The organism is Okeania sp. KiyG1 (assembly GCF_014132355.1).
GTDB lineage: Bacteria > Cyanobacteriota > Cyanobacteriia > Cyanobacteriales > Microcoleaceae > Okeania.
Map to the genome: position 1 here is coordinate 62,737 of NZ_BLZO01000072.1, position 25,033 is coordinate 87,769.

At 35.1% G+C, this 25,033-nt stretch carries 16 protein-coding genes; 9 read left to right on the plus strand and 7 right to left on the minus strand.

The annotated features are described in order from the left end of the window. Positions 1-584 precede the first annotated feature (584 nt). The 3 genes from SAGCYANO_RS15790 to SAGCYANO_RS15800 form a co-directional block, all read right to left on the minus strand. Positions 585-1,610: a protein kinase gene (locus SAGCYANO_RS15790; RefSeq protein WP_202220957.1), complete on the minus strand. Its 1,026-nt coding sequence runs from the start codon at positions 1,608-1,610 to the stop codon at positions 585-587. Between the two features lie 18 nt (positions 1,611-1,628). Next, positions 1,629-1,952 carry a hypothetical protein gene (locus SAGCYANO_RS15795; RefSeq protein ID WP_202220958.1) on the minus strand — a complete coding sequence of 108 codons (324 nt, stop codon included), beginning with the start codon at positions 1,950-1,952 and terminating at the stop codon, positions 1,629-1,631. Between the two features lie 485 nt (positions 1,953-2,437). After that, a complete protein-coding gene (locus SAGCYANO_RS15800) occupies positions 2,438-2,575 on the minus strand; it encodes a hypothetical protein (RefSeq protein WP_202220959.1) in 138 nt (45 codons plus the stop codon). Positions 2,576-3,745: 1,170 nt separating this feature from the next. On the opposite strand from SAGCYANO_RS15800, the gene SAGCYANO_RS15805 reads away from it, so the two are divergent. Beyond that, the gene (locus SAGCYANO_RS15805; protein WP_202220960.1) at positions 3,746-4,483 is read left to right on the plus strand and encodes a phycocyanobilin:ferredoxin oxidoreductase; all 738 of its coding nucleotides are present in this window, start codon (positions 3,746-3,748) and stop codon (positions 4,481-4,483) included. Between the two features lie 419 nt (positions 4,484-4,902). Here SAGCYANO_RS15805 and SAGCYANO_RS15810 read toward each other — a convergent pair whose 3' ends face one another. Continuing rightward, a complete protein-coding gene (locus SAGCYANO_RS15810; RefSeq protein ID WP_202220961.1) occupies positions 4,903-5,802 on the minus strand; it encodes a hypothetical protein in 900 nt (299 codons plus the stop codon). A 1,524-nt stretch (positions 5,803-7,326) separates the two neighbouring features. Between SAGCYANO_RS15810 and SAGCYANO_RS15815 the strand changes: the two genes are divergently transcribed. The 3 genes from SAGCYANO_RS15815 (at position 7,327) to SAGCYANO_RS15825 (ending at position 12,205) form a co-directional block, all read left to right on the plus strand. Further along, positions 7,327-9,366, plus strand: coding sequence for a DNA polymerase III subunit gamma/tau (locus tag SAGCYANO_RS15815; RefSeq protein WP_202220962.1), 2,040 nt, complete (start codon positions 7,327-7,329; stop codon positions 9,364-9,366). A gap of 162 nt (positions 9,367-9,528) precedes the next feature. Next, entirely contained in the window at positions 9,529-9,915 is a 387-nt protein-coding gene (locus SAGCYANO_RS15820) for a hypothetical protein (protein ID WP_375339945.1), read from the plus strand. A gap of 550 nt (positions 9,916-10,465) precedes the next feature. Further along, positions 10,466-12,205 (plus strand): reverse transcriptase domain-containing protein, encoded by a 1,740-nt coding sequence (locus tag SAGCYANO_RS15825; protein ID WP_237396209.1) that lies wholly within the window; start codon positions 10,466-10,468, stop codon positions 12,203-12,205. A 1,160-nt stretch (positions 12,206-13,365) separates the two neighbouring features. On the opposite strand, the gene SAGCYANO_RS15830 is transcribed toward SAGCYANO_RS15825, so the two are convergent. The 3 genes from SAGCYANO_RS15830 to SAGCYANO_RS15840 form a co-directional block, all read right to left on the minus strand. After that, the gene (locus SAGCYANO_RS15830) at positions 13,366-13,683 is read right to left on the minus strand and encodes a Uma2 family endonuclease (RefSeq protein ID WP_202220964.1); all 318 of its coding nucleotides are present in this window, start codon (positions 13,681-13,683) and stop codon (positions 13,366-13,368) included. 322 nt (positions 13,684-14,005) lie between these two features. Continuing rightward, a complete protein-coding gene (locus tag SAGCYANO_RS15835) occupies positions 14,006-14,437 on the minus strand; it encodes a hypothetical protein (RefSeq protein WP_202220965.1) in 432 nt (143 codons plus the stop codon). A gap of 788 nt (positions 14,438-15,225) precedes the next feature. Continuing rightward, positions 15,226-17,013 carry an ABC transporter ATP-binding protein gene (locus SAGCYANO_RS15840; RefSeq protein WP_202220966.1) on the minus strand — a complete coding sequence of 596 codons (1,788 nt, stop codon included), beginning with the start codon at positions 17,011-17,013 and terminating at the stop codon, positions 15,226-15,228. Between the two features lie 430 nt (positions 17,014-17,443). On the opposite strand from SAGCYANO_RS15840, the gene SAGCYANO_RS15845 reads away from it, so the two are divergent. The 5 genes from SAGCYANO_RS15845 (at position 17,444) to SAGCYANO_RS15865 (ending at position 24,907) form a co-directional block, all read left to right on the plus strand. Further along, positions 17,444-17,860, plus strand: coding sequence for a hypothetical protein (locus tag SAGCYANO_RS15845; RefSeq protein ID WP_237396211.1), 417 nt, complete (start codon positions 17,444-17,446; stop codon positions 17,858-17,860). A gap of 707 nt (positions 17,861-18,567) precedes the next feature. Continuing rightward, the gene (locus tag SAGCYANO_RS47605) at positions 18,568-18,702 is read left to right on the plus strand and encodes a hypothetical protein (RefSeq protein WP_255502569.1); all 135 of its coding nucleotides are present in this window, start codon (positions 18,568-18,570) and stop codon (positions 18,700-18,702) included. A gap of 207 nt (positions 18,703-18,909) precedes the next feature. Next, positions 18,910-20,703: a vWA domain-containing protein gene (locus SAGCYANO_RS15850; protein WP_202220968.1), complete on the plus strand. Its 1,794-nt coding sequence runs from the start codon at positions 18,910-18,912 to the stop codon at positions 20,701-20,703. Between the two features lie 971 nt (positions 20,704-21,674). Beyond that, entirely contained in the window at positions 21,675-23,015 is a 1,341-nt protein-coding gene (locus SAGCYANO_RS15860; RefSeq protein ID WP_202220970.1) for a methylglyoxal synthase, read from the plus strand. A gap of 467 nt (positions 23,016-23,482) precedes the next feature. After that, on the plus strand, positions 23,483-24,907 hold the full coding sequence (locus tag SAGCYANO_RS15865) for an NAD(P)/FAD-dependent oxidoreductase (RefSeq protein WP_202220971.1): 1,425 nt from the start codon (positions 23,483-23,485) through the stop codon (positions 24,905-24,907). Positions 24,908-25,033: the final 126 nt, after the last annotated feature.

Below are 25,033 nucleotides of genomic sequence, written 5' to 3' on the forward strand. Positions count from 1 at the left end.
TGTTATCGCACTTTTAGTTGTCAAGATTTATTAAACAGGACTTACACAAATTCACCTTGAAAACACCATCTGTAGGGGCGAATGGCATTCGCCCTCACTTGATTTAGTGTTCGTGCGTAAGTCCTGACTAAAATAATGTTTCACTGAGTTTTGTTTTAACTAATTTGGTTGATGTTAATTTACCTAGTTTTTGCTTTCTTTTCTAGGTTATTTTGTATACAACAAATATATTAGTTTGGTTAAATTTTTCACATTTTACATTAGCACAAAAAAATAACTATTGTGCTTAGGTTTCTATCTACAAATATAAATTCTTGAGTTTCCTATGGTAGACTTAATCTAATTTTTTCTATATTTGGTGTGATTAATTTCTTGTTAACGCTATATATAAATTTTCTAGCGGTGGCGATCGCTAAAAGCTGATTTATAAATTTATCCCGTATCTTGAGTAGGGGAGTGGGGGAGTGAGGGAGTAGGGGAGTGGGGGAGAAGTAAACATCAGAATAATTGATGCTAACCAGGGTGCTAATTATTAACAAATCGCTAAAAGTTGATTTATAAAATTGACTAATTTTTGTAGTAATTCACATGACACGATGAATCCCTTCTACATAGAAATCTTTGAGACGTTCATCAAAACCAGTAAAATCAGGTTCACTACTTAGAGGAATTCGTAGTAATTCAATTTTTTCTTCATCAGAACTTCCTGTAATTTTATCAGAAGGATTGATAATTCCTAGTAAAATTACTTCATTTCCTGTTAAGTACCCTTCAAATGCGGGAGAAAAGAATTCATTTAAAAAATCATAAGATACGTTAATACCCCCTCCATAAAACAGACCTACAGATGTATATCTAAATCTGAAATTTTCCCAGTCGTGGTATATGCGTGATGTATCTGCTCTTCCTTTATCTGCAACATAAAAATCAGAACTAATCTCTGGGACTATACGCTCAACAATCTTAAAAACTTCACTAATAATTTTATGAGAAATATCTTGAAATAACTTCTTTTCTACATTACTTGATACTTTGTATCTAATCTGTTCTAATAAAACTTCAGTTTGATTAGGGTCTTGATTTTCTGATTCTACAATATTTATTAAAGTATTTCTAAGTGCAGGAATAGACTGCCAACGAGTATCTATTCTATATTCAAAAGCTCTATCAAAAACTCTATTGATTTTAGATAGTATGTGTTGGGGTAAAATTGATAAATTTTGTTGAATTTCTTGCCTCTGATTCTGATGTGGTTTATTTCCTCTTTCATCTAAATGATGGCGAGGTTCTTTTCCTGTTATAACAAAAAATAAAATGCCACAAACTTGTGTTATGTCAGACCGTTCGTCTCTTTGTAAACCACTTTCTCGTTTATGCTCTGGAAGCACAAGAAATCTATTTCCTATATCCTGTCCTGTAGGTGTTAAACTTGTATCATCTTCTTTGTTAAAAGAAAGACCAAAATCTATTAATACAGGTGTAGTAATATCATTGTTTCTAATAATAATATTATCGGGCTTAATATCTCGATGAACTATATCTCTTTGATGACAATATTCAAGAATATCTAATAATTTGAGTGTAAAATGTACAGCATCAAAAACATTCATTACACCTTCTGCTACAAACTATTCTAATGTACTTCCTTCTATCAATTCAGTCACCATGTAGAGAGGAATATTTAAGTCTTCAAAAAACTCGTAATTAGAATCAATTAATTTAGGTATTCCGGGATTTTTCAAAGTTCTGATATTAGTTACCTCTCTGTACATTCTTGCACGTCTTTCATCATCCTTTTGCTTATGAAGTATTTTTAGTACATATTTGCCAGGAAGAGATGAATCATTTTTAGATTTGACTAAAGAAGTTTTGCCTTGACCACCACTACCAATATCTTCAAGTTTTTCCCAATTTTCATCCCAAGGTTTAGGTTTACTTTTACTTTTGCTCATAATTACACTGACTAAAACGTACAAATGTTATTATATAGTCAGGACTTACGCAGAGACTCTACATATAGGGAGGGCGAATGCCATTCGCCCCTACATATCAGGATTTTTTTTCGGTGGTGCTGCATTATAGTTATTTTTGTTACCAGACACGGTAGTGGGAGCATCTTGCTCCCTCACTGCTATTGCTTTTTCTTAATAGCTACTTAACTTTTTTTCCCCACAACAAAAACAACGCCTCAGTCTTACTCACTCAGTGACTTCCTTCAATTTATGGATTATTTCTGGAGTTGCACTAAGTCATAAAAGAAATCTTAGTTACATCGCTCCCCTTTTACCATTTAAGGAAGTATTAGTTTTCTATTTTGGCGTTGTTTTTGATTATTTAAGGAGACAGATTTTCGTAGATTTAACAGCTTTATAACCTCCTGAGTTCCTGAAATTATTTCCTCTGTTTTAATGAATTTGAAATGAAGTTTAACTCAAATCTAAACTTGAGCAATCTTTACTTCCTTACTGTTACAACTTGAGGAAATACCAGCTTCTGCCAAAGAAGTTGCTGTTGTTGAATCAGACAGATAACTAGATTTAACAGTATTTTGTTTCCTCCTTATTTTTAATGTCAACTACTTAAATTAACAATTAAGGTTGACAACAACCTGTTTCTCAGTCAAAACCTTAACACTAAGTATTAAGTTCTAACTCTTTGAGCAAAGAATATAAGGTTGTTAATGCAATTACTTGCTTCAATTACTAATCTAACACTTTTACTAATAATTACAAGACAATTTAACGAAACTTTACTTTATTTTTTTAAGTCAATCTTTTCAGACAATAACACCCACCTATACTCACTTCATTACTTCCTTTTTTCCTCTTTAGGTCTTGGATGTACAGTCTTCAATTCACTGTACTAATCCCAAATTTTTAGGAAGTATTCGCTTTCTAGATGGGTGTTATTCCGACTCTGTATTGAGATTAAGTTAAAGTTAAACAGCTTTTTTTTACCTCCTTGGCTGAGTAATTTCCTCTACATTATTCAATATTAAATAGAGTTAGAATTTTCAAAAGTTTGAATTCATTGCTCCCCTACAAATATTTGAGGAAATATCAACCACCGTTGGTTGCTGTTGGAGTCTAAACGAACAGATGATGAGCAGGTTAAACAGTTTTTTGTTGCCTCCTAAGTTATTATTTCAACTTTTGACATCTGCTAAAGAAGCCTCTTTGCTTCTTCATGTTTCTAATTTAGCACTATTAATTAACTATGCAAGTTAATTTAACGAAACTTCACTGAATAGCTTTTCAATACCTTTGAGATTGTAAATATAGGTTAAATTTTAGTCATATTTACTATATAATTAAAATCTAAGTCAAACTCTGATTAGGAGATAATTTAGTATTTAGGAAAGTGACAATCAATCATATTAAGAATTGAAAAATTAATAACTTTGAACGCCGTTATATGCTAGAGGCGCGATCGCAGTATTCAGAAAACAAGAAAATACTTCCCAAGTTCACAATCAACTTTCACCAAAAAATAAGGTCTGAAGCCTCCCCTTGGCTGCGTCGCGAGCTACCGCTCTACAAGGGGAGGTACTGATAACTGATAACTGATAACTGAAATGACTTCACTTTCTATTTATAATAATTTCTCCTTTCAATTTCTGATTTTTATTGAGACAATGATGCAGAATTGTGGGATTCTAATTAATATACAAACTACTAATTAAGTAAGTATCTAAAATCTAAAAAAGCTAATATAGTAAAATTACACTAACTGGCCTATAACTATAATGTTAAAAACATCAATTCCATCACTACGAGAACAACAACACCCCTTAGTACGCCAACTAGCAGATACCATAGAAGAAGTTTGGCAACGTTACCTGGACTTACAACCATATTACTTACCCGCAGAACTAGGGTATGTAGAAGGCCGCCTCGAAGGGGAAAAACTAACAATAGAAAATAAATGCTATCAAACCCCCCAGTTCCGCAAGCTACATCTGGAACTGGCCAAAGTAGGACAAAGCTTAGATATATTGCACTGCGTAATGTTTCCTAGAACAAGTTATGCCTTACCCATATTTGGCACAGACTTAGTGGGAGGAAGAGAGCAAATAAGTGCAGCAGTAGTGGATCTATCACCCCTAAATCAAGATAGAAAACTGCCACAAGTGTATAATTACCAACTTAAAAGCTTACCAATAAAAGAATTTTCTTCTCCTCGCCAACTCCCAGAATGGGGCGAAATATTTTCAGAATTTTGTCTATTCATAAGACCTAATGATTTAAACGAAGAGCAAAAATTTCTAGATATAGTGGAATCTTACCTAGAAATACATTGTCAACAAGCGATCGCCCAAACACCTGTTACCCCAGAACAACAACTTGAGATTCTTAAAGCTCAACGCCATTACTCTAGTCAGCAGAGACAAAACGACAAAACCCGCCGAGTCTTGGAAAAAGCTTTTGGGCCTGAATGGACAGATTATTATTTGACAACTGTATTATTTGATAGTCCTGATTAATTAGTTAGAATAAAGTTCTTAGGGAACGGGCCAGATGACCATTCCACAAAACTATTAAAATTATCCCGCATTAAAGAACGAGTTGGTTTTTGATTTATGCTGCTGATGAAGCTTCAACAATTAATAATTAATAATTAATAATTACCTCTCCTTGAAAAGAAGAGGATTGATTCAAAGGAATTTTTTTTGTTTCTCCTTAAAAGGAGAGGATTTAAACCTTAATTATTCGGTTATCAATAAAGTTGAAATTATACAAAAATTAACGATAAAAAGAAGATAACTATATTTATTTTTACTCACAATTATCGCATTTTATAGCATTGAGGGACAATTATTACTCCTACCTCCTCTAAATTCCCTGTTTCTCCTGACTTCTGACTCCTACCCCTACCACTCATACTTTATTCAGCAAACCCTAATTATTTCCGAATTTTAGCATTTTTAGCATTATTTTTAATTGCACCTTTTGTTTTCTCTTTTGTAGATAGTTGGGTTGCTACTTTTTTAGTAGTCTTTCTTTTACCTACAGTTGATTTGGATGGAGGTGGAGGAGGTGGTGGACTAGCATTCCTTACTGCTGGTCGGTTAGTACGAAATAGAACTCCATCATTAGATTGTTCTAGTACCAACATCGGTGTTGGTTTTGCTTTTTGATCCCAATCAATATGTACAATTCGACCTTGAATAGTAGGAGTCCAATTATCATGATCGTCACTAGGACTAAGGTAGGTTTCTAAACAATCAATAATTTGATTAATCGTTTGAGAAGTTGCCTGAGTTGGTAATTTTGTCAGTTTGATTGACACTCGAAATAACACTCTTTTTTTAACTTCTTTACCTGCTTCTCCAGTCTCATATTCTACATCAAACATAGAATCAATTTGTCGCCCACTTGGACTTCCTTTTTCTCCTGCTGTTAATGGAGTAGGACGCAGTGCAACACTAATTTGTTGTTTAACTTTTACTTTAATTTGATTGACAATAGCAAAGTGAAAAACTTCCTCTGCCATCCGCATTCTTAAGTAGTCTAAGTTAAAGTCTCGCGAATGGATTAAGTCAGGATTTTTTTCCATTTTTGAGATAGTTGCTACAGCTAATTTATATTTTTTTTGCAGGTCTTTATTTCTAAACTCCTCCAGATTAAGTTTTTTATTAAATTGCTTCATTTTTACTTGGTGGAATATACTCATAATAACCAGTAATAGCAATAGTATTCCAGATGCACTCATCCAAATATATTCTGATTTTGGCAAAGTTAGTTCTGGTGCTGGTGAAGCTTCGGCTAACTTTGGTTCCACAATAGTCATTGGTGTTAACATAGGTTTTAAACAAAATTTGACAATTAATTTACAGCAATTTCCGTATAAATGTCTGATAGTTATAGTTGTATAAAATAATTGAGGCTATTGATTGGCAGGAAAATTATAGATTGGTTGAAAATCACTGACTGGTAAATCTACAGTCAGCATCTTAATAATTTTAATTTCCCAGAAGTTACAGAACATAAACCATAAATTTATCTTGCTTTTATTTGCTTTGAGGGTGTCTTAAATTCTGAGAATACCTCAGATTTATACACTCGTTTTTGACTTATCTTATGCACAAAATATTATATAAAATCTAGAGTTTTTGTTCTATAATGCGTAAGCATTCAGCAGTCAGCTAGCCTCCTGTCGGAGGAACTGCGTTATCAGCACTTCCCTGCGGGATGCTACGCAAACAGCTATTACTTTTAGTTTGAGATAAAAGCTTTACTAATTGAGGTATAATAATTTATATTTATTATCAAAGTATGCTAAAAAGTCTATAGCAATCCTATTTTATTCGTGTCAAAAATCTTACTGCTTTTTAGGGAACAGGGAACAGGGAACAGGTAAGAGTTTAAGTTTTTTTATCTACTTTTTGATTACCCGCAACCTATTTAGGATTGCTATATATTCATTTAAACCCACTCATGAGAGCTAATAGCTGTTTGCGCAGCATTCCGCAGGAAATGCTTACTATAATTCTGTAAATTAAAGATTGATTGTCTAAGCAATCAAAGATAAATCCTACACCAGCTAGCCAATTTTCCAGCCTCATAGAAATTTATAGCCGAATCTAAATTAAGTTAGATTTTGTCAAAATTACTCACAAAATAAAGGCTATTCAAACTATTTTTATCAAAATTAGCTTATCAGTTAGGAATTATGTTATGCCAGTTTCATGAAATTATTACTAGAGTGGTTTAATTTGCCGGTGGATATCTAGAGATTAAGACTATAACTATCTTTTTGAATTTGGTATTAGAAATTAGACATACATTTAATTTATTCACAAAAATTAAGTAAGATATTTAGAATTTTTGAGCTACTACTCTATAATAGTAAATATTATACTTCATATAAATTAGGGAAAATACATAAATTGTTAAAACCTTTGTAAAGGAATAAATTTTCATAGACAATATAATTAGGGTTTGCTGAAAAAGTCTTATGGGTGAGGGTAGGAGACAGGAGACAACCCACCCCTCGCCCCTCCCCCTCCGGTGGAGGGGAAGACAGGAGACAGGAGAAATGGGAACGAGCGAGGAGGTAGGAGCTAAGTTTTGTAAGAATGATTTTCTGCCCAACTATTCGCCTAAAATACGCTCCTTTTTGACCTTGAGCAACCGAAAACAGGCGCACTTTTTTAAATCTAAAACAGCTGAAACCTTTATCTATCAATGCTTTGATATTAGATCGGTAAGCCCTAACTAAAATATCATCAAATTCTTAAGTATAAATACAGAAAAAGCAATAAATTAGTATTGCTTATTACTTTCATCAAATTGGAATATACGAAATCATTCTTATTTCTGAATTGTGGCCTACAAACCTCTCCATCACAAATATCGTCCTCAGACTTTTGCTGACTTAGTGGGTCAGGAAGCGATCGCCCAAACCCTCACAAATGCTATCCATACTGAACGAATAGCTCCAGCATATCTATTCACAGGACCGAGAGGTACAGGGAAAACTTCCAGCGCCAGAATTTTTGCCAAATCTCTCAACTGTCTCTCCCACGATCGCCCTACCTCCACTCCTTGTGGTACTTGTGATGTTTGTACAGGTATTACAAAAGGGTCAACTCTGGATGTAATAGAAATTGATGCTGCTAGCAATACTGGTGTGGACAACATTCGGGAATTGATTGAAAGGTCCCAGTTTGCACCCGTTCAATGTCGTTATAAGGTATATGTGGTCGATGAAGTCCATATGTTGTCTGTGTCAGCTTTTAATGCTCTGCTCAAAACTTTGGAAGAGCCACCAAACCGAGTGGTCTTTATTCTGGCAACGACAGACCCTCAGAGAGTTTTACCGACTATTATTTCCCGTTGTCAAAGGTTTGACTTTCGTAGAATTCCTCTAGAAGCGATGGTCGGACACTTACAAAAAATTGCTACGGAAGAAAAGATTGAAATTAGTGCTGAAGCTGTCCAAATGATAGCTCAAATTGCTCAAGGTGGACTGCGAGACGCAGAAAGTTTGTTAGACCAGTTGAGTTTATTGGCAGGTGAGATTACAGTTGAACGAGTATGGGACTTGGTAGGGGCGGTGCCTGAGCGAGATTTAATGGCACTTTTGGAAGCGATCGCCTCTGATAATTCTACGGATGTTTTGGAATGTACTCGTCAAATAATGGACCGGGGTCGGGAACCTATTATTGTATTGCAAAATTTAGCAGGATTTTACCGAGATTTATTAATAGCAAAAACTGCACCGACAAATGGAAATTTGGTGGCGTTGACAAAAGCTACTTGGGAACAACTTTGTCAAGTTTCTCAAGCATGGGATATTAGTACTATTTTAGCTGGTCAAAAACATTTACAAACTTCTGAGGTACAAATTAAAAATACTACTCAACCTCGTTTATGGTTGGAGGTAACTTTATTGGGATTATTGCCTGCTGCATTGGCAAGTTCGAGGGTAATAGTTGAACAGGTACCTGAAAGACAAGTAACCAAAGAAATAAGTAAAAATATTCCAGTTAAAGCCACTCCAAAAACTGCGCCTGAAGTAAAATCACAAGCACCTATTTCTCAACCTCCTGAAAGAAAAATCTCGGAGGTACAAGAAATTCCTGCTGCATCAAAAAATGAGGAAAATTTAGTTAGTTCTGAAGGGGTTAATGTTAATCCTGAAGAACAGAATTTAGAAGAAATTTGGCAACGGGTACTTGCTCAGATAAAAAAAATTGGTACTCAACAGTTGTTCCAACAAAATGCAAAATTACTAAGTTTTAATGGTCAAGTAGCTTATATCGGTATTCGCTTTCAAAATTGGTTAAAAAGGGTATCTGAGAAAGCATCTGAAATTGAGGATGCTTTTGAAAAAGTTTTTGATATGCAAATAAAGGTAAAAATAGAGGTAGCTAATTCTAATCAGAATAATCATCCTCGAACTAGAAATACAAATTATCCCAATACGACCAGAAAATACAATCAAGAAACTCAACCTGATAGAGAACCGGAAACTTCTAATTCTGATGATGAAACTTCAGAGGATGAACCAGAAATTTATCCGCCATCTAATCCAATAAATTCTCAGATAGAAAACAAAATTATCCCAGAGGTTTCCCGGTCTAAATCACAGTTAAATAATGTGGTGGAGCAGGAAAAATATTCTGAAAGAGAAAGACAGACTGTGGAGATCGCCACTCAGCGAATAGTTGATTTTTTTCAGGGAGAAATAATAGATATAGAGTCTCTTAAATCAGTGGATAAAACCAATATATCTACGATATCTGAGTCTCCTAATTTATCTATTGATTCTCAGATTGTTGAGTTTGAAAATAGTAATGTTGTTATAGATGAACCAGAGGAAAATGAAGAGATTGAGTTGAATGATGATGTTGATTTTTAACCTAATTTTGCGGGGTTAAATAGCAAACTTGTAGCACTGCACCTGAAGCAAAATTACAACCACCTATTTCTCTACCTCCAGAATCAAAAATATCGGAGGCAAAAGAAATTCGGTAGTGCATCAAAAAGTGAGGAAAATTTAGTTAGTTCTGAAGGGGTTAATATTAATCCTGAACAACATAATTTACAAGAAATTTGGCAAAGGGTACTTGCTGAAGTGAAATTGAGTACCCAACAGTTACTACTTCAACCTCAGCCCCAAGTTAGATTATTAGGGTTTAATAATCAAGTAGCGCGTATTGCTGTTAGTTCTGATAAATGGCAAAAAATGGTAATGTCTAAAGTTGCTAGTATTGAAGCTGGGTTTGAGAAGGTTTTTAAGACTGCGGTAAAAGTTAAAGTAGAAGTAACGAATACCAAGGGAAAAAATCAAAGTGTTAGTGAAAATATTTATCCCAATAATAGTAAAAGAGAAAGAAATATAACTAACTATGAAAAACATCAAGAAACCTCTAATTATGAGGATGAAATTGTAGAAAATGAGCCATAAAAAAAAACACTTCCAGCTAATACAATAAACTCAGAAAAAGGAAACAAAGATGAATCTAAAATTTCTTGAACTCAACAAAATTGGGATGATCAGGTTGAAAAAGAAAAATATACGGAAAAAGAAAGACAGACTGTAGAAGTTGCCACTCAGCGAATAGTTGATTTTTTTCAGGGAGAAATAATAGATATAGAGTCTCTTAAATCAGTGGATAAAACCAATATATCTACGATATCTGAGTCTCCTAATTTATCTATTGATTCTCAGATTGTTGAGTTTTAAAATAGTAATGTTGTTATAGATGAACCAGAGGAAAATGAAGAGTTTGAGTTTAATGATGATGTCGAATTTTAACCTTATTTTTCTGGGTTAAATAGCCAACTTGTAGAGTGCGTTAGACGGCTTAAATTAAGACTAGGAAAAGGATTAGCAATCCGTCGTAACGCACCATTTTAACTGCGGAACTGACTAAACTTTATTTGGATGGCGGTGCGTTAGCGAAGCGTAACGCACCCTACTGGACTTATAGTGGAATGACACACCTTTTTTTGATATGGACTTAGATGAAATTCTTAAGAATGGTATTGAATATTACTGGGAAAAAAGCTACGAACAAGCTATTGAATGCTTTAACCAAATTATTAGTTTTAATCCTAACTATGCTAAAGCATACCATTATCGAGCTTTAGTTCGGCGGCGACAAAGAGATGACAAAGGTGCTAGAGAAGACTTAGTACAAGCTGCCTCACTTTTGGGAGACCGAGAATACACTGCTATGTCTCAAAAAATGCTGAAGTTAATTGGTTGTGATTATCGACACAAATCTCCCCCTAGAGAGGATGATTTTGATTTTATTTTTTATGACGAGAATTGGTACAGTGATTATGATGAATTGTCAGAAATGTTTCCCGAAGAGTTTCCTCCCTCTTGGGAATATGAAGTTGATATATTAGATGGAATTGCTTATGCAGGAGAAGAGTTAGACAGACTCGAAACATGGCTCTTTAAAAAACTAGAACGTGCTTGTTATATTCAAAAAAAACGTGCAATAAATGCTAAGTTTGATGAGAAGAGATTAAGGGAAAATAACTTACCATTATGTAATTCCCATGAAGAGATTGCTGCTGCTATAGGAATTAGTATTGCAGGATTACGTTGGTTAGCTTATTCGCAAAAAAAATACCACTATACTCATTTTAAAATACCAAAAAAAACTGGTGGAGAACGAAACATATCTACACCTATTCCTCTATTGAAAAAAGCACAAAATTGGATTCTGAATAATATTTTGATAAAAATCCAACCACACGATGCTGCTCACGGGTTCTGTACTGAACGTTCCATAGTTACGAATGCTCAACTGCACTTAGGGAAAGAAGTTATTATCAATATCGACTTAAAAGACTTTTTTCCTTCTATTTCCTACAAACGAGTCAAAGGAGTTTTTCAATCTTTTGGATACTCAAAAACAGCATCAATAATCTTTGGTTTGATTTGTACTGCACCCAAGTTAAAAGAAATAAAATTGGATGAAAAACTTCATCAACTACTATCCTGGAAAGAACGTTATTTACCTCAGGGTTCTCCTAGTAGTCCTGCTATTAGTAATCTTGTTTGTCGGAGGTTAGATAGCAGATTAACTGAAATAGCTGTAAAATATGGTTTTAATTATACTCGCTATGCTGATGATCTAACTTTTTCTGCTTCTGGAGACAGTCTCAGAAATATTTCTCATATTCTTAAAGACACGAGATTAATTGTAAGATTGCAAGACTTTGAAATTAACGAAAATAAAACTAGAATTATGCGGAAATCTCGGCGACAAGAAGTTACTGGAATTGTTGTCAATAGTGAGTTGAATATTTCTAGAGAAACTTTAAAACGCTTCCGCGCTACTCTATATAATCTGGAAAAAGACGGTTTAGAAAATCGACATTGGAGGAATTCTCAAGGTGGTGATATTATTGCCTCAATTGAAGGATTTGCTAATTTTGTATCTATGGTCAATCCTCAAAAAGGAGCTAAATTTCAACAGCAAGTAACTCGGATTAAAGAAAAATATAAACCTAAAAAAACACAAAACAGTCTCGCTCCCCAACTCATAACTAAATCGGATATTATTGCTTTGATTAATGACGATATTAGAAAGTTGCACTGGAGTAATAGAGACAGGCGAATATATTTGAGGCAAGTCTACGGGAAACAATCACTTCAACAATTTACAGAAGAAGAATTACTGAAAGTACAGAATCATTTTTGTAGTTTTTTAGATGCTTTATCCCAAAAAATATAGAGGTCGCTCGCTTGGGGTGGAGCGGACTACGGGAACAAAATTATCTTGAAGACACTTATTATAAATATTCGCCTGAAGACTTAACCTACCAAGAGTTGCTAGAATTTCTAGAATATCTGAAATCTCAGCCAAGTCCATAATTCTTATTTGATATGTTGTCCAACTCAAGATAAAAGTTATCAATCTATAGATATCCCCTCTTTTTGAATCATGTTATAATTATGAAGTTACGCACAACTATTAACAGGCAAAACAGCCTTGCAATCTGGGCGGTGGAGCGCCGTCCATGTCTTAATGATAACTCTTAATCGCCTGGCCTTTCGGCTTTCGGCGAATCACCAGAAGACTAATGTTGTTTGGTGGACATTTACGAAGGGGCAATCTGTTAGCAGGAGTGCGTGGCTTTTTTTCAGAATAGTTTTCTGGAAAACAATTGTTAATAAGCAAGGAGATGGGGAAGTTATAAAATCAAAAGGAGGTACTAGACTGACACACCTTAAATAGTGCGTTACTTTTTGGTTGTGATGCTTACTTGGAAGACAAGGGATACAAGGTGATAAGGGAGAAAAAAAACGCTATGCACAGTTTTATTTGTGTCAGTCTAATACTAGACTCTAACTCATTTTCTTCCTAAATTCTCTTAGCATTTTACTGCTACCTATCTTGAATGCTTACTTAACTAAACTAGGAATTAAATCTAAAATTGGTAAATCGGGAAAGGTAGAACTGATAGATGATTCCACATATAATCCATCAGTAAAAACATTAATCGTGAATTTTTCTTCAGTATAGCTCCATAATTCTGGGATTTCTAAAGCTTGATAAGCATCAAGAGTAGTTTTGGAAGTTACCGAAAAATTGGGTTTAAAGCCTCGCCCTTCTAGGGCGACTTTTTATTTGCAAGTAAATTGAATATATGCTATGGTACTAAAAGTTGCCGGGGGGCACTCGGAAACTCTAAACGGACGTGGAGGCAGGCATAAGACTACTGTCAAAGTAGCAGCAGCCTAAGAAGCGTCAACCCGCCGAAGAGCTACGGCTCAGTAGGAATCTCCGTGCCTTTAGGCCGGAGAGGATGTCAAATCTACCTCAATAGCTAAGTCAGGGGGTGGATCTACAGTCATATCTATCCTCATTCGAGGACGCATTTTTTGAGCATTTTAAATATAAAAACAGTTATCAGGTTCTAGACCGACTTTTTTCGCTCTTTTCCTAAAGGTTGTCGAACCGAACTCTTCCCAGTCTCGCTCTTGACTGTCCAGCAATACTTTCACAATATCGCTAATAATTCGGTGTGGTCGTTCGTGAGCGGGGAGAGGAGACATGATGGCTAAAGTTCCTTGAATATAAGCAATCCGTGTCCTTATTCCTTTAGCTTCTTTTTCCTCCATAAATGCTTCAAACTGCTCCCACGTTAAGTCATTAAGGGTAATTAGACTACCTGGGTTAAGCTGAATTTTGTTAATAGGTATGGTCATTTCAGTTATCAGTTATCAGTTATCAGTTATCAGCTTTTAGTTATCAGACATCTCCAGAAAATAGGGAATAGGGGACCCACCCTAACCCCTCCCAGGAGGGGAAATAATTGATAATTTCTGTACGATAATTGATTTTATTTTTGATTTTTGGAGATGTCTTTATCAGTTATCAGCTTTTAGCTATCAGCTATTATAGTTGTGAGTAAAAATCCCCGCGAATGGTTGAGGAGGAGTTGAAATCTCCTTTCCTGACGGAATGCTCCGCAAAAGAGGGGGTCTCACAAAAATGCTGAGTGCTGAGTGCTGAGTGCTGACTGCTTCTTTAAAGCTGAATAAATTCACTCATTCCTGTTTCTAATATTTCCAATAAAGTATCAACATTCTGACCCAGTTGTTCAAAACAGTCTGGTGGGGATGTTTCTGGTTGAAAATAAACTAATTTTATTTGACCATCACCAATAGCAATCATTAATACTTCTAATTCTGGTTTATAACCATCTATCAAACCTAAAATTTCCTGAATTTTACCATCAACATTGCGATTTAATGTTTCTATAGCTGCTTTTGAACAATATACAAATTTTGGTGTTCCTTTTAAATCAATTCCAATTGTCTCATCAGTTTCTCCCTTTTCCAAATGTAGACCCCATGCTAAAGCTGCTAATTCTTTTTGATTAGCTTTAACAAATTTATTTAATTGATGTTGCCAATTATTTTTGTCTTTATTAGGTGGGTTAGTATTTAATCTATTCATAGTTAAATGTGAAGTTCAATTTTTTAGGATAAATATTTGGTTGCCAGGAAACATCTCTAGAAACTAAATTTTTACTCTGATTTTACAATACTTTCAGCTTCATTTTTGCAGAGGTCTAGTAGTAACCAAATAATTTTGTAGTCTTAGACTAAAATTTTGACCATCATTAATTTATAAAAATCAATTTTTTCAGGTAAATACCTTAAATTTATTAATCAAAGCTTAGGAAACAATAATATAGTCATTTAACTTTAGATTGAGACAAAGCTTTCTTGCTCTGAGGAAGTTTCAGACGAAAAACGTCTCATTTTTAAGTTAAACAACTATAGTTTCAAAAATTATCAAATAGTAATTTTTTTAGGGTATATTTGTTCCATTACTACCAAAACAATTTTCCTTTTTTTATTAACCTAGGTTTTTGTTCTATTACTGGCGATCGCTTAGGTGCGAAATCTCAATTGTTGAACTTTAGGTATAAACAACTGATTACATTCTCACTAACTATGCCTGGGTTTGGTATTAGGATTTTTTCAATATATTTCACTTCTGCCTTCCTTATTATTTCTTCCTTCTTACTTCTTACCAAATAATTAAGGTTTAAAGGAGAGGCTTTAAAGGATAAAAAAGCAGTCGTTGCGTAGCTTCCCGTAGGGTGGGATGGTGAGGTTTCCTCGCCATATCCAATTGACCAAGAGAAGAAAAAATTTTCCTTTTAGTCAATCCTTTTCTTTTCAAGGAGAGGTAATTATTAATTATTAATTATTAATTATTAATTGTTGAATCCTTCCTTACTTTAAGCCAGATTGTACTCTCCATAAACTAGCATAAATTCCCGCACTTTCTAATAACTCTTCATGGCGACCAAACTCAACTATTTTACCAGATTCCATTACATAAATACTATCGGCATTTCTGATAGTAGAAAGACGATGAGCAATAGCAATAGTTGTCCGATTTTGAGTAATTTTTTCTAAAGATTTTTGAATAGCTGCTTCAGTTTCATTATCAACTGCTGAAGTTGCCTCATCAAGTATCAAAATAGGAGGATTTTTCAACACAGCTCTAGCAATAGCAATTCGCTGTCTTTGACCCCCTGATAATTTCTGTCCTCTTTCCCCAACAATAGTATCGTAACCTTGAGGTAATTTATTAATAAAATCATCCGCTTCAGCAATTTTAGCTGCGGCAATAATTTCTGGCAAAGTTGCATCAAAAGAACCATAATTAATATTTTCAGCCACAGTTCCATGAAACAAAAATACATCCTGACTAACTAAACCTATTGCTCGCCGTAAATCTTGTAAATTAATCTGATTTATTTCCATACCATCCAGAGTAATTTTACCTGCTTGTATTTCATAAAACCTGAGTAATAACTTTACTATTGTGCTTTTTCCCGAACCTGTTGAACCGACAATTCCAATAGTTTTACCAGCAGGAATTTTGAGAGAAATATTTTCTACAACAGGTAGATTTTTCCCATAGGCAAAAGTGACATTTTCTAACTCTAATTCTCCCTTAACTGACTCAACAGACAAAGCAATATTTCCCGGATAAATAGTAATCTGAGTATCCAATAAATTCATCACCCGATTAGTAGAAGCCATACTTCGTTGATATAAATCAAGAGTTTGTCCTAAACGAGTTAAAGGCCATAATAATCTTTGAGTTAAAAATACCATGACACTATAAGTACCTACAGCTAATCTACCAGCAACTGCCTCTAAACCACCTAATAATAAAGTTGCAGTAAAACCAATAAAAATTATAATTCTAATCAAAGGCACAAAAGCAGCAGAAAAAGCGATCGCTCGTCTATTACTGATTTTATAAGCTTCACTTTCTCGACTAATTCTTCCTACTTCGTAAGCTTCTGCTGTGAAACTTTTGATAGTAGTAATTCCTGAAAGATTATTAGATAATTGCCCGCTTAATAAACTTACCCTTTCTCTAACTTCAGCATAACGAGGCACCAAAAATTTTTGAAACACAATTGAACCCCAAATAATAAATGGCATCGGTAAAACTGCCCACCAAGCTACACTAGGGGTTAAAACAAAAAAAGCACCACCAATAATTAAGACTGTTACTAGCACTTGAATTATTTCATTTGCTCCTATATCTAAGAATCTTTCTAACTGATTAATATCATCATTTAAAATTGCCATTAAATTGCCCGTGCTGCGTTCTTCAAAATAGGCTAATTCTAAATCTTGTAAATGACTATAAGCTTCAATGCGTAGATTGTGCTGAATATTTTGAGCCAAACTGCGCCAAAGTAGCTCATAAGCATATTGAAAAATTGATTCTAATCCCCAAACAATTAAACTCAAAAATGTTAAAATTATAAGTTGTCCAAAAATATCTTGAATTCCCCATTGAGCAATTAGAGAATCTTCTTGTTTGACAACAACATCAACTGCTGCTCCAATTAAAACTGGAGGTGCCAGGTCGAAAATTTTATTTAAAATTGAGCAGATAGTAGCTTGCCAAATTTGAATACGATAACTACTTCCATAGTTGAGCAAACGTAAAAAAGGATGTTTTGATTTAATTGTTTTTTTTGACAAGGTCATTTCAGTTAACAGTTATCAGTTATCAGTTATCAGTTAACCTCCCCCGGAGAAACTGCGGACTTCAGTACCTCTGCAATAAGGAGTCTTGACATAAGGAATATATTCTTTTCTCTTGGTCGATTAGATATGGCGAGGAAACTTCGCCATCTCCCGACCACTTTTTATCTCCTTAAAAGGGGAAGTTTTAGACCAGAATTTTTCGGTAAAATCCCAATAATTTTATATCAATAAAAGCAGAAGTTATTATAACATATTTAACATTAACTATAATGTAAATATAGCCAGTCTAAATTAACGAACTATGAAAAATTCCCAAATAGATAAAAAATGTAAAATTATTATCCCTGTTATCTTGAGACAATCCTCAATACTTAATCTATTCTTAATCACGGCTGCAACTATTTTTAATACTAGCTGTAGTGATTGGGACTTGAAATTATATAATTCCAGGCAAACTATAGACCAACAAACTCGTTTTTCCTTGAATAACCGTCCAGACTTTTTTGAAAAAGGACGACTACAGATAGAGGAAGAAATGAGAAAACTAGAAATACAAAAACCCCAATCTGTATTAACAATTGAATCTGGGCAGATAGAATGGCAAAAATTTCTTTTTAAAGAAGGTGATTTTACCATCTGGATGCCTACTGGTGGAATGACTGCCGAGACAGAAGTTATTGAAATTAAGAATGGAAAGATTAATTTTAAAGTATTTGCAAGTCATCCTAAATCAGCAAGATTTGTAGTTGCTTATTCCGACGTTTTAAATAGTAAACAATTGGCCGATCAACAAGAGATATTAGTAAGAGTAAAAAGAAAATTATTGATGTTAAAGATTTTAAATTGATTAGGGATTATTCCTACAATTCAGAAAGATTTTTAGGGCGAGAATTTGTACTGAAAATGATGTAGAAATTATTACATTCAGAGTTTATTTAGCAGGAAAAAGGTTGTATATGGTTGGAGCAAGTGAAATAGAAACAGAACACGAAATTCCAGGAGCAGTAGAAAAATTTTTAGATTCATTTAAACTAAATTAAATACTGTGATGAATAACATACCTCGTCAAACACTTTATCAATTGATTCAAAAAGAGGGGATAACCCGGTACAAGGAAGCAAAAAAATGTAAAACTGTACTATAATACCAAATCCGGTTAAACAGTTATAGAATGGTTAACTTTCTAGGAGTCAGGAGTCAGGAGTCAGGAGGAGAGAGAATTACAAATATGAACGTAGTTATCACGATTGAAGATTTTTTGGTTGTGCATTACCAAAGTGTGGGATAAGTAAGTAGGGCAGGCGGTTGGTAATCATTCAGCACTGATATATATAAGGTTGAGCGTATTTTTGTCGCGAAGGGGTGCGAGTTGTTAAGCTTGTTGGACCAAAAAGTTAGGACGGCATCAAGACAAGCACAATAAATATACACCCAACAATTATTCCTCCTACTTTCTTTCTCAGCTCTCCCCACATTCCCCTCCACGGTCGGGGGAGGGGCTAGGGTGGGTCCCCACCCTCCCCACACTTCCTTGACGCACTACCGATTTTTTTTATGTCCAATAAAGCGGATCTGATATCAGATTTGTGTGGAGAATATCCAAAGGAAATTTCAGCACTTGTTGTAGCACTAGAAGAACAAGTTCAAGTTATAGATGAGTTGCAAAAAAATGCCGAAGTTGTTCCTTGAGAGCTGATTTGTAAACTTAGCTGAAAGTCTTATCTTCCTGAATAATTGTGGTTTAAATACTCCTATTTTAAGGGGATAAAAAGAAAAATTTTCCTTTCTAAAGTTTGAAACTATTTATAACATTCTTTTTCAAGTTAGAATAACATCAAATTTGGTGAAATGCTAAATTATAAAAAATGAATTTGTATGATGGAGGAAATATGAATCATGTATCAAAAAATAGCAGCTCTAAAAAAGATTCTAATATTCGGAATTTTAGCAGCATTTGGTTGCTTAATAGGTGCAATTATTGGTGAACTCTTACTGGCATTTATTCTACCAACTCCTACTCTTCAGCAAATTGATGTTTTATTTGTATTAGATGCTACTAATAGTATGGAAGGAGAAATCAATGGTGTAAAAAATGGCATCAGTAACTTTGTATCTACTTTAAACTCAAGAGAACTAGATGCACAAGTAGGATTAATTGCCTTTCGCGATCGCTTTCACGGAGCAGAACCTGAAATTCTCTCTTTTGATGGAAAACCTTTTACCAAAGATATAGATAGCTTTAGAAATAAATTAGGCAAAGTAAGAACAATTAGTGGGGTAGATTGGCCAGAAAGTAGTCTTGATGCCCTAGTTTTAGGAGCACGACAGCCATTTCGTGAGGATGCCACCAAAGTTATTCTTTTGATTACTGATGCTTCGCCCAAAATACCAGATAAAGAAATTCCCTCTGTAGCAGCAGCGGAAAAATTTGTGCGAGACCAAAGAATAGACCAACTTCATCTAGTAATTAGCGATAAATACCGTTCAACATTCCAACCATTACAAACAGAAATTAGTGGTGAAATTTTTTCCCTCGCTAATACTGCTGCTGCTCGGCAAAACTTTGACAAAATTTTACCAGAAATCGGAGAAAAAATCGCTTCTGCTATTGGAACACAACAAGTTTCCAAAGACCAAAAGACTTCTTTGATCCTTGCTACTAGCTTGTGGACTGCCTTACTAGCTATTGGTACATTTATTGCTCTAACCACAGGGCAAAAACGCTATTTAGGAACCTCCCTCAACTTTGTACAGGGGACTGCTGGAGTTGCAGGTAGTTTGACAGCAGGTTTAGTCGCAGGAGGAATGGGAGAATTATTTTATGGAGGAATGGCAGATGTTGCAATTATAGGTAGGAGCATTGCCTGGGGACTACTTGGAGCATTATTAGCTTTTGGTATGGCATTCTTTATACCTAACTTACAGGGAAAACGAGCCTTAGTTGGTGGAGCAGTAGGCGGTGTTCTAGGAGCGATCGCCTTTCTATCCATCGCTGGAGCTTTTGGCGATCTAGCAGGTAGATTAATAGGTGCTGCCATATTAGGATTCTGTATCGGTATAATGATTGTGATTACAGAAGTTCTATTTCGGAAAGCATGGTTGGAAATTAGTTATGGTCCAAAAGAAATTAAGACGGTGAATCTGGGAAAAGAAACTGTAACTGTGGGGAGTAACCCCGAACTATGTATCGTTTATATTCCTGACACTCCCTCTGTTGCTTTGAAATTTCAGTTCGATCAAGGAAACATTTTCTGTGAAGACGTGGAAGCAGGTAGCAAGCGAAGCGTTCGACCAGGATACCAAATAGATGTAGGTCGGGCAAAAGTAACGGTTTGTGGTTCAGAAGCAACAACTTCCACTTTATCTGACTCACCGATAAAAATGCCTCCACTTTCATCAAGAAGCAGTTTTTCTTTGAATATCAATGGTCGGGTAATTACCCTTAACCATAATACTCAACTAAATGAAAGAGATATTTCAGGTTTAACCTCTCAATCAAATAATGGAATTGTGGCAAAAGTTAATCCTAATCCTAAAGACCCTAATATATTAGGATTACAAAATTTATCCAATCAAACTTGGGTTGCTATTATGGCTAATGGTGAGTCTAAAAATATTGAACCTACTCGAACTTTAAAGCTAGCAGCAGGTACTCAAATTAATTTTGGTTCTGTTAGAGGACAAATATAGTTGAAGTCAGAAGTCAGAAGTGTAAGCATTTCCTACGGAATGCTGCGCAAACAGCGGTCAGCTATCAGCTATCAGCTTTATAGAATTAAAAGTATGAGTAATAGAATTGCCGATTACTTAACCTTAGCAGTAAGTGCGAGCCACATATACATTTTCCTCCATAGAGTTGAAAATGTAGTAGAAGTTAAACGAGTACTTGCTTCATTCATTTTTATTGCTGTTTGCGCAGCATTCCGCAGGAATAGCTGAGTGCTAATAGCTGAATGCTTACTCTGAAGTTATCTATTACTCAGTTTTTCCTAGGTCAATGCTCCGCAAACAGTATTTACTAATGTCTGCGCCTTTTGCTTCTACTGCTATAAATGCCTCAAAAAAACTATCAGGACTTATACCATTTTGAAAAAAGAATGTTACGAATAATAAGGGCCATTAAAATACTTTATAGAAGATGTATCTTAGACGAAAAAGATAAATTAAGACCTAAAAACTGCTATTAAAGTTATTCATTCTGACTCCTGAATCCTAAGAAATATCCTAGCTATTTATAGCAAAAATTTATCCATTTGTATTACCCGTTCGAGCAAAAAAAACAAGTAAACTTTATCATATAGACGATGGGAAAAAATATAATTTTTCAGCACCAGTAGCAGAAGTAGTTAGAAATCCTAAAAAATTCTAGCCTTTGGGGACTGAAAAATCTAACCACTGCAAAATGCGTGGTGATAATAACATGAAAGATTTTGAACCTGGAGGTGGTGTTACTATGGTAGTGGGAACGAAAATTAACTTCGGAACTGAACAAGGAGAAATTCGAGTTTAAATTTCCTTTCAAATTTTTTGACCAGAAAACATTAAACAGCATTAGGAGAAACAACTTATCAAATCGACCAAGAGAAAGAGAATATTCCAGATTTCAAGCCTCCTTATTGCAAGAGGTACTGATAACTGATAACTGATAACTGATAACTGAAATGACAAACACCATTGCTTTACTTGCTTATGACAGTAAAAAAGACAACTTAGTTGAATTTGCCAAACAACATCAAGTTGTGCTATCTCGCTATCAATTAATTGCCCCAGAAGACACTGCTCAATATCTTTTACAAGAAACAGCTATAGAAATAAACTCTGTATTACCAATTTCCTTGGGAGGAGATGCTCAAATAGCAGCAGAAATAGCCACAGGAAATATTATTGCTGTTATCTGTTTAGTAGATTACCTATTCTCTCAATCTTATGAACCAGACCTCAAATTATTACTGCGTATTTGTCAGGTACATAATGTTCCCATTGCCATTAATATTGCCACTGCTGAAGCAATTATTAATAGTTTCATTCAAGCTACTGTTGCCCACCTCATATTCAACCCTGTATCTGGTCAGGGCAATGCTCAACAAGAATTATCATTAATTAAATCACTTCTCGAACCTCATCTACATTTACATATACACGAAACAACTATAGATAAAACAGCAGAAGAATTGACAAAAGAAGCGATCGCTAAACAAGCAGATATTATTATTGCTTCTGGCGGTGATGGCACTGTTTCTGCTGTTGCTGGAGAATTAGTAAATACAGGTATTCCTCTGGGTATAATTCCTAGAGGTACTGCTAATGCTTTTAGTATGGCTTTAGGAATTCCCAGTATTACGCCAATTAGAAGTGCTTGTGATGTCATCTTAGCAGGCAAAATTCGTACAATAGATGTTGGTCAGTGCAATGAGCGTACCATGATTTTGTTAGCAGGAGTGGGGTATGAAGCAGAAACTATAGAGAGAGCAGATAGAGAAGCAAAAAACCGTTGGGGAGTTCTTGCTTATGTGATGGCAGGTTGGCAACAACTAAACGAACAACAACTTTTTGATGTTGAAATAGAAATTGACGGTGTTACCAAAACCTTTGAAGCAGGAGCAATAACTATTGCCAATGCAGCTCCACCCACATCAGTTTTAGCTCAAGGTTTGGGAGAAGTAATTATGAATGATGGTTTATTAGAAGTAATGATTATTACCTCCAATAGTAGACTGCAAGCTGTTAATACCGTAGTTAGAATGTTCGGGTCAGGCATATTTAAAACTCCTGCTCAACATCAAGATACTATTGGTTTGCGAACCAAGCAGGTAAAAGTTAGTACAGATCCACCACAAAAAGTTGTTCTTGACGGTGAAATTATTGGCACTACTCCAGTTGAAATTAAGTGTATTCCTGATGGTTTAATTGTGCTTGCTCCACCAACTAATGAAGTTGAAGAAAAATCTGCCTGGAGTTTCTTATCTTTACCAACAAGAGTTAAAAATCAGGTTCTGCTTTAAGGAGTGGGGGAGCGGGGAGCGGGGGAGTGGGGTAGTGAGGGAGAAATAAACATAAGAATAATTAAAATTAACTTAGCTGCTAATTAGCAAAAAAGTTATTCGACCTTTGTTAATTATTTCATGATTTAGGCAAAACCGCCATATATAGTATATAGTAGGGGTGAATGCCATTCGCCCCTTACAGATAGCGTATTGTCTAAGAATTTGCGTAAGTCCTGTATTTACAGCAAATTCCAAGTATATGAAGTACAGATATGAAAAATTAAATGTTCCCAGTGCGAGCATCTTGCTCGCTTCGGGGTGTACCTCACCAAGGTGGAACCCGCTGTAATAATTGAAGTGTGGCCTAAGTATAGCATTAATGCACGGGAATTCTTATAAGTAGTCAGGAGGGAAGAAAAGAGAAAAGCAGAAGTAATTTCAAAATTTCTTCAGTACTGTAAATTCTTAAATTTTAGACAAAAATAATGATCTACTCAGACAAAATAAATATTTCACAGCAACAACCTAAAAAAGGTAATCATGCAATCGTAATTGGTGGTAGTATCGCAGGGTTATTAGCAGGACGAGTATTAACAAACCATTTTCAGCAAGTAACAATAGTAGAGCGCGATCGCTTTCCCGAACATCCCCAATTTCGGCCAGGAGTAGCTCAAAGCCATCATGTCCATGTACTATTATCCAAAGGTCAACAAATTTTAGAGCAACTGTTTCCTGGTTTAGTCAAAAATTTGGAAACTGCAGGTTCCCTAAAAATTGATTGGGCAGCAGAATTTCCCTGGTATAATTTATTTGGTTGGCAACCTCGGTTTCGTTCAGATATAAAAAGTTGTCTTTGTAGTCGCCATCTATTAGAGTGGTCAATACGTCGTCAATTAACTGCTGATTACAGTGTGCAATTTCTAGAAGGTACTCAGGTAAAAAATTTACTCAGCAACGTTAATAACTCTAGAGTTACAGGAGTACGAATAAAGTCAAATTCTCACGAACAAGATTTAACTGCTGACTTAGTTGTTGATGCTAGTGGGCGAAATTCCTCTCTACCTAAATGGTTAACTGCTTTAGGTTATCAAGCTCCTGAAGAAACAGTAATAAATTCTTTTTTGGGCTATAGTAGTCGATGGTATAAGTGTCCAGAGGGTTTTCAGACAGATTGGAAAGTATTAGCAGTAGCAACAAAGCCACCCAATGATCAACGTGCGGGGATAATTTATTCGGTGGAAAACAATTGTTGGGTGACTACTCTTTATGGTATCAACAAAGATTATCCTCCTACTGATGAAGTTGGTTTCCTAGAATTTGCCCGTAGTTTGCGAAATCCCATTGTCTACGAATTTATTAAAGATGCTCAACCCATTTCCCCAGTTTATAGCTACCGACGTACAGAAAATCGCCTCAGTCATTACGATAAATTATCAAGACTACCAGATGGTATTGTTGCTATAGGTGATGCAGTCTGTTGCTTTAATCCTGTTTATGGTCAAGGTATGACTGTAGCTGCTTTAGGAGCGATCACCCTTGATGGATGTCTGCAAAGTAATCCCAGTCTTAAAGGTTTAAACAAGTATTTCCAGAAGCAACTTGCTCAAGTAAATTCTATCCCTTGGTTAATGGCAACTTCGGAAGATTTACGTTGGCCAGGTACAGAAGGTGCTAAACCAGACTGGATGACAAGATTAATACAGCAATATTTAGACCAGGTATTGCGGCTTTCTGTAGAGCACCCGGAAGTTTATCAAAAATATATAGTAGTCATGCAACTGACTCAACCTCCAAAAATTCTGTTTCAACCTGATATTATGGCAAAAATTTTGGGGCAGATAATCAAAAATAATCAACAATTTGAGCAAACTGTTCTGGGGCAAAATATTCCTGAACTGCACAGTAATTAAACAATAAAATCTGGTTTTAGGTAGGTATTTCACCTGCCTTTTAGTTTGATAATTTGTAGCTTGACAAATATTAAAGAATATGATTATCTACTCGAAAGAATTAAAATTGCATTGGAATGGTAACTC

Excerpts from the sequence above, each read along its gene's own strand:
- SAGCYANO_RS15790 (WP_202220957.1), bottom strand. The coding sequence starts at position 1,610 with ATGAATGTTTTTGATGCTGTACATTTTACACTCAAATTATTAGATATT.
- SAGCYANO_RS15795 (WP_202220958.1), bottom strand. The coding sequence starts at position 1,952 with ATGAGCAAAAGTAAAAGTAAACCTAAACCTTGGGATGAAAATTGGGAA.
- SAGCYANO_RS15805 (WP_202220960.1), top strand. The coding sequence starts at position 3,746 with ATGTTAAAAACATCAATTCCATCACTACGAGAACAACAACACCCCTTA.
- SAGCYANO_RS15810 (WP_202220961.1), bottom strand. The coding sequence starts at position 5,802 with ATGTTAACACCAATGACTATTGTGGAACCAAAGTTAGCCGAAGCTTCA.
- SAGCYANO_RS15825 (WP_237396209.1), top strand. The coding sequence starts at position 10,466 with ATGGACTTAGATGAAATTCTTAAGAATGGTATTGAATATTACTGGGAA.
- SAGCYANO_RS15830 (WP_202220964.1), bottom strand. The coding sequence starts at position 13,683 with ATGACCATACCTATTAACAAAATTCAGCTTAACCCAGGTAGTCTAATT.
- SAGCYANO_RS15835 (WP_202220965.1), bottom strand. The coding sequence starts at position 14,437 with ATGAATAGATTAAATACTAACCCACCTAATAAAGACAAAAATAATTGG.
- SAGCYANO_RS15840 (WP_202220966.1), bottom strand. The coding sequence starts at position 17,013 with ATGACCTTGTCAAAAAAAACAATTAAATCAAAACATCCTTTTTTACGT.
- SAGCYANO_RS47605 (WP_255502569.1), top strand. The coding sequence starts at position 18,568 with ATGTCCAATAAAGCGGATCTGATATCAGATTTGTGTGGAGAATATCCA.
- SAGCYANO_RS15850 (WP_202220968.1), top strand. The coding sequence starts at position 18,910 with ATGTATCAAAAAATAGCAGCTCTAAAAAAGATTCTAATATTCGGAATT.
- SAGCYANO_RS15860 (WP_202220970.1), top strand. The coding sequence starts at position 21,675 with ATGACAAACACCATTGCTTTACTTGCTTATGACAGTAAAAAAGACAAC.
- SAGCYANO_RS15865 (WP_202220971.1), top strand. The coding sequence starts at position 23,483 with ATGATCTACTCAGACAAAATAAATATTTCACAGCAACAACCTAAAAAA.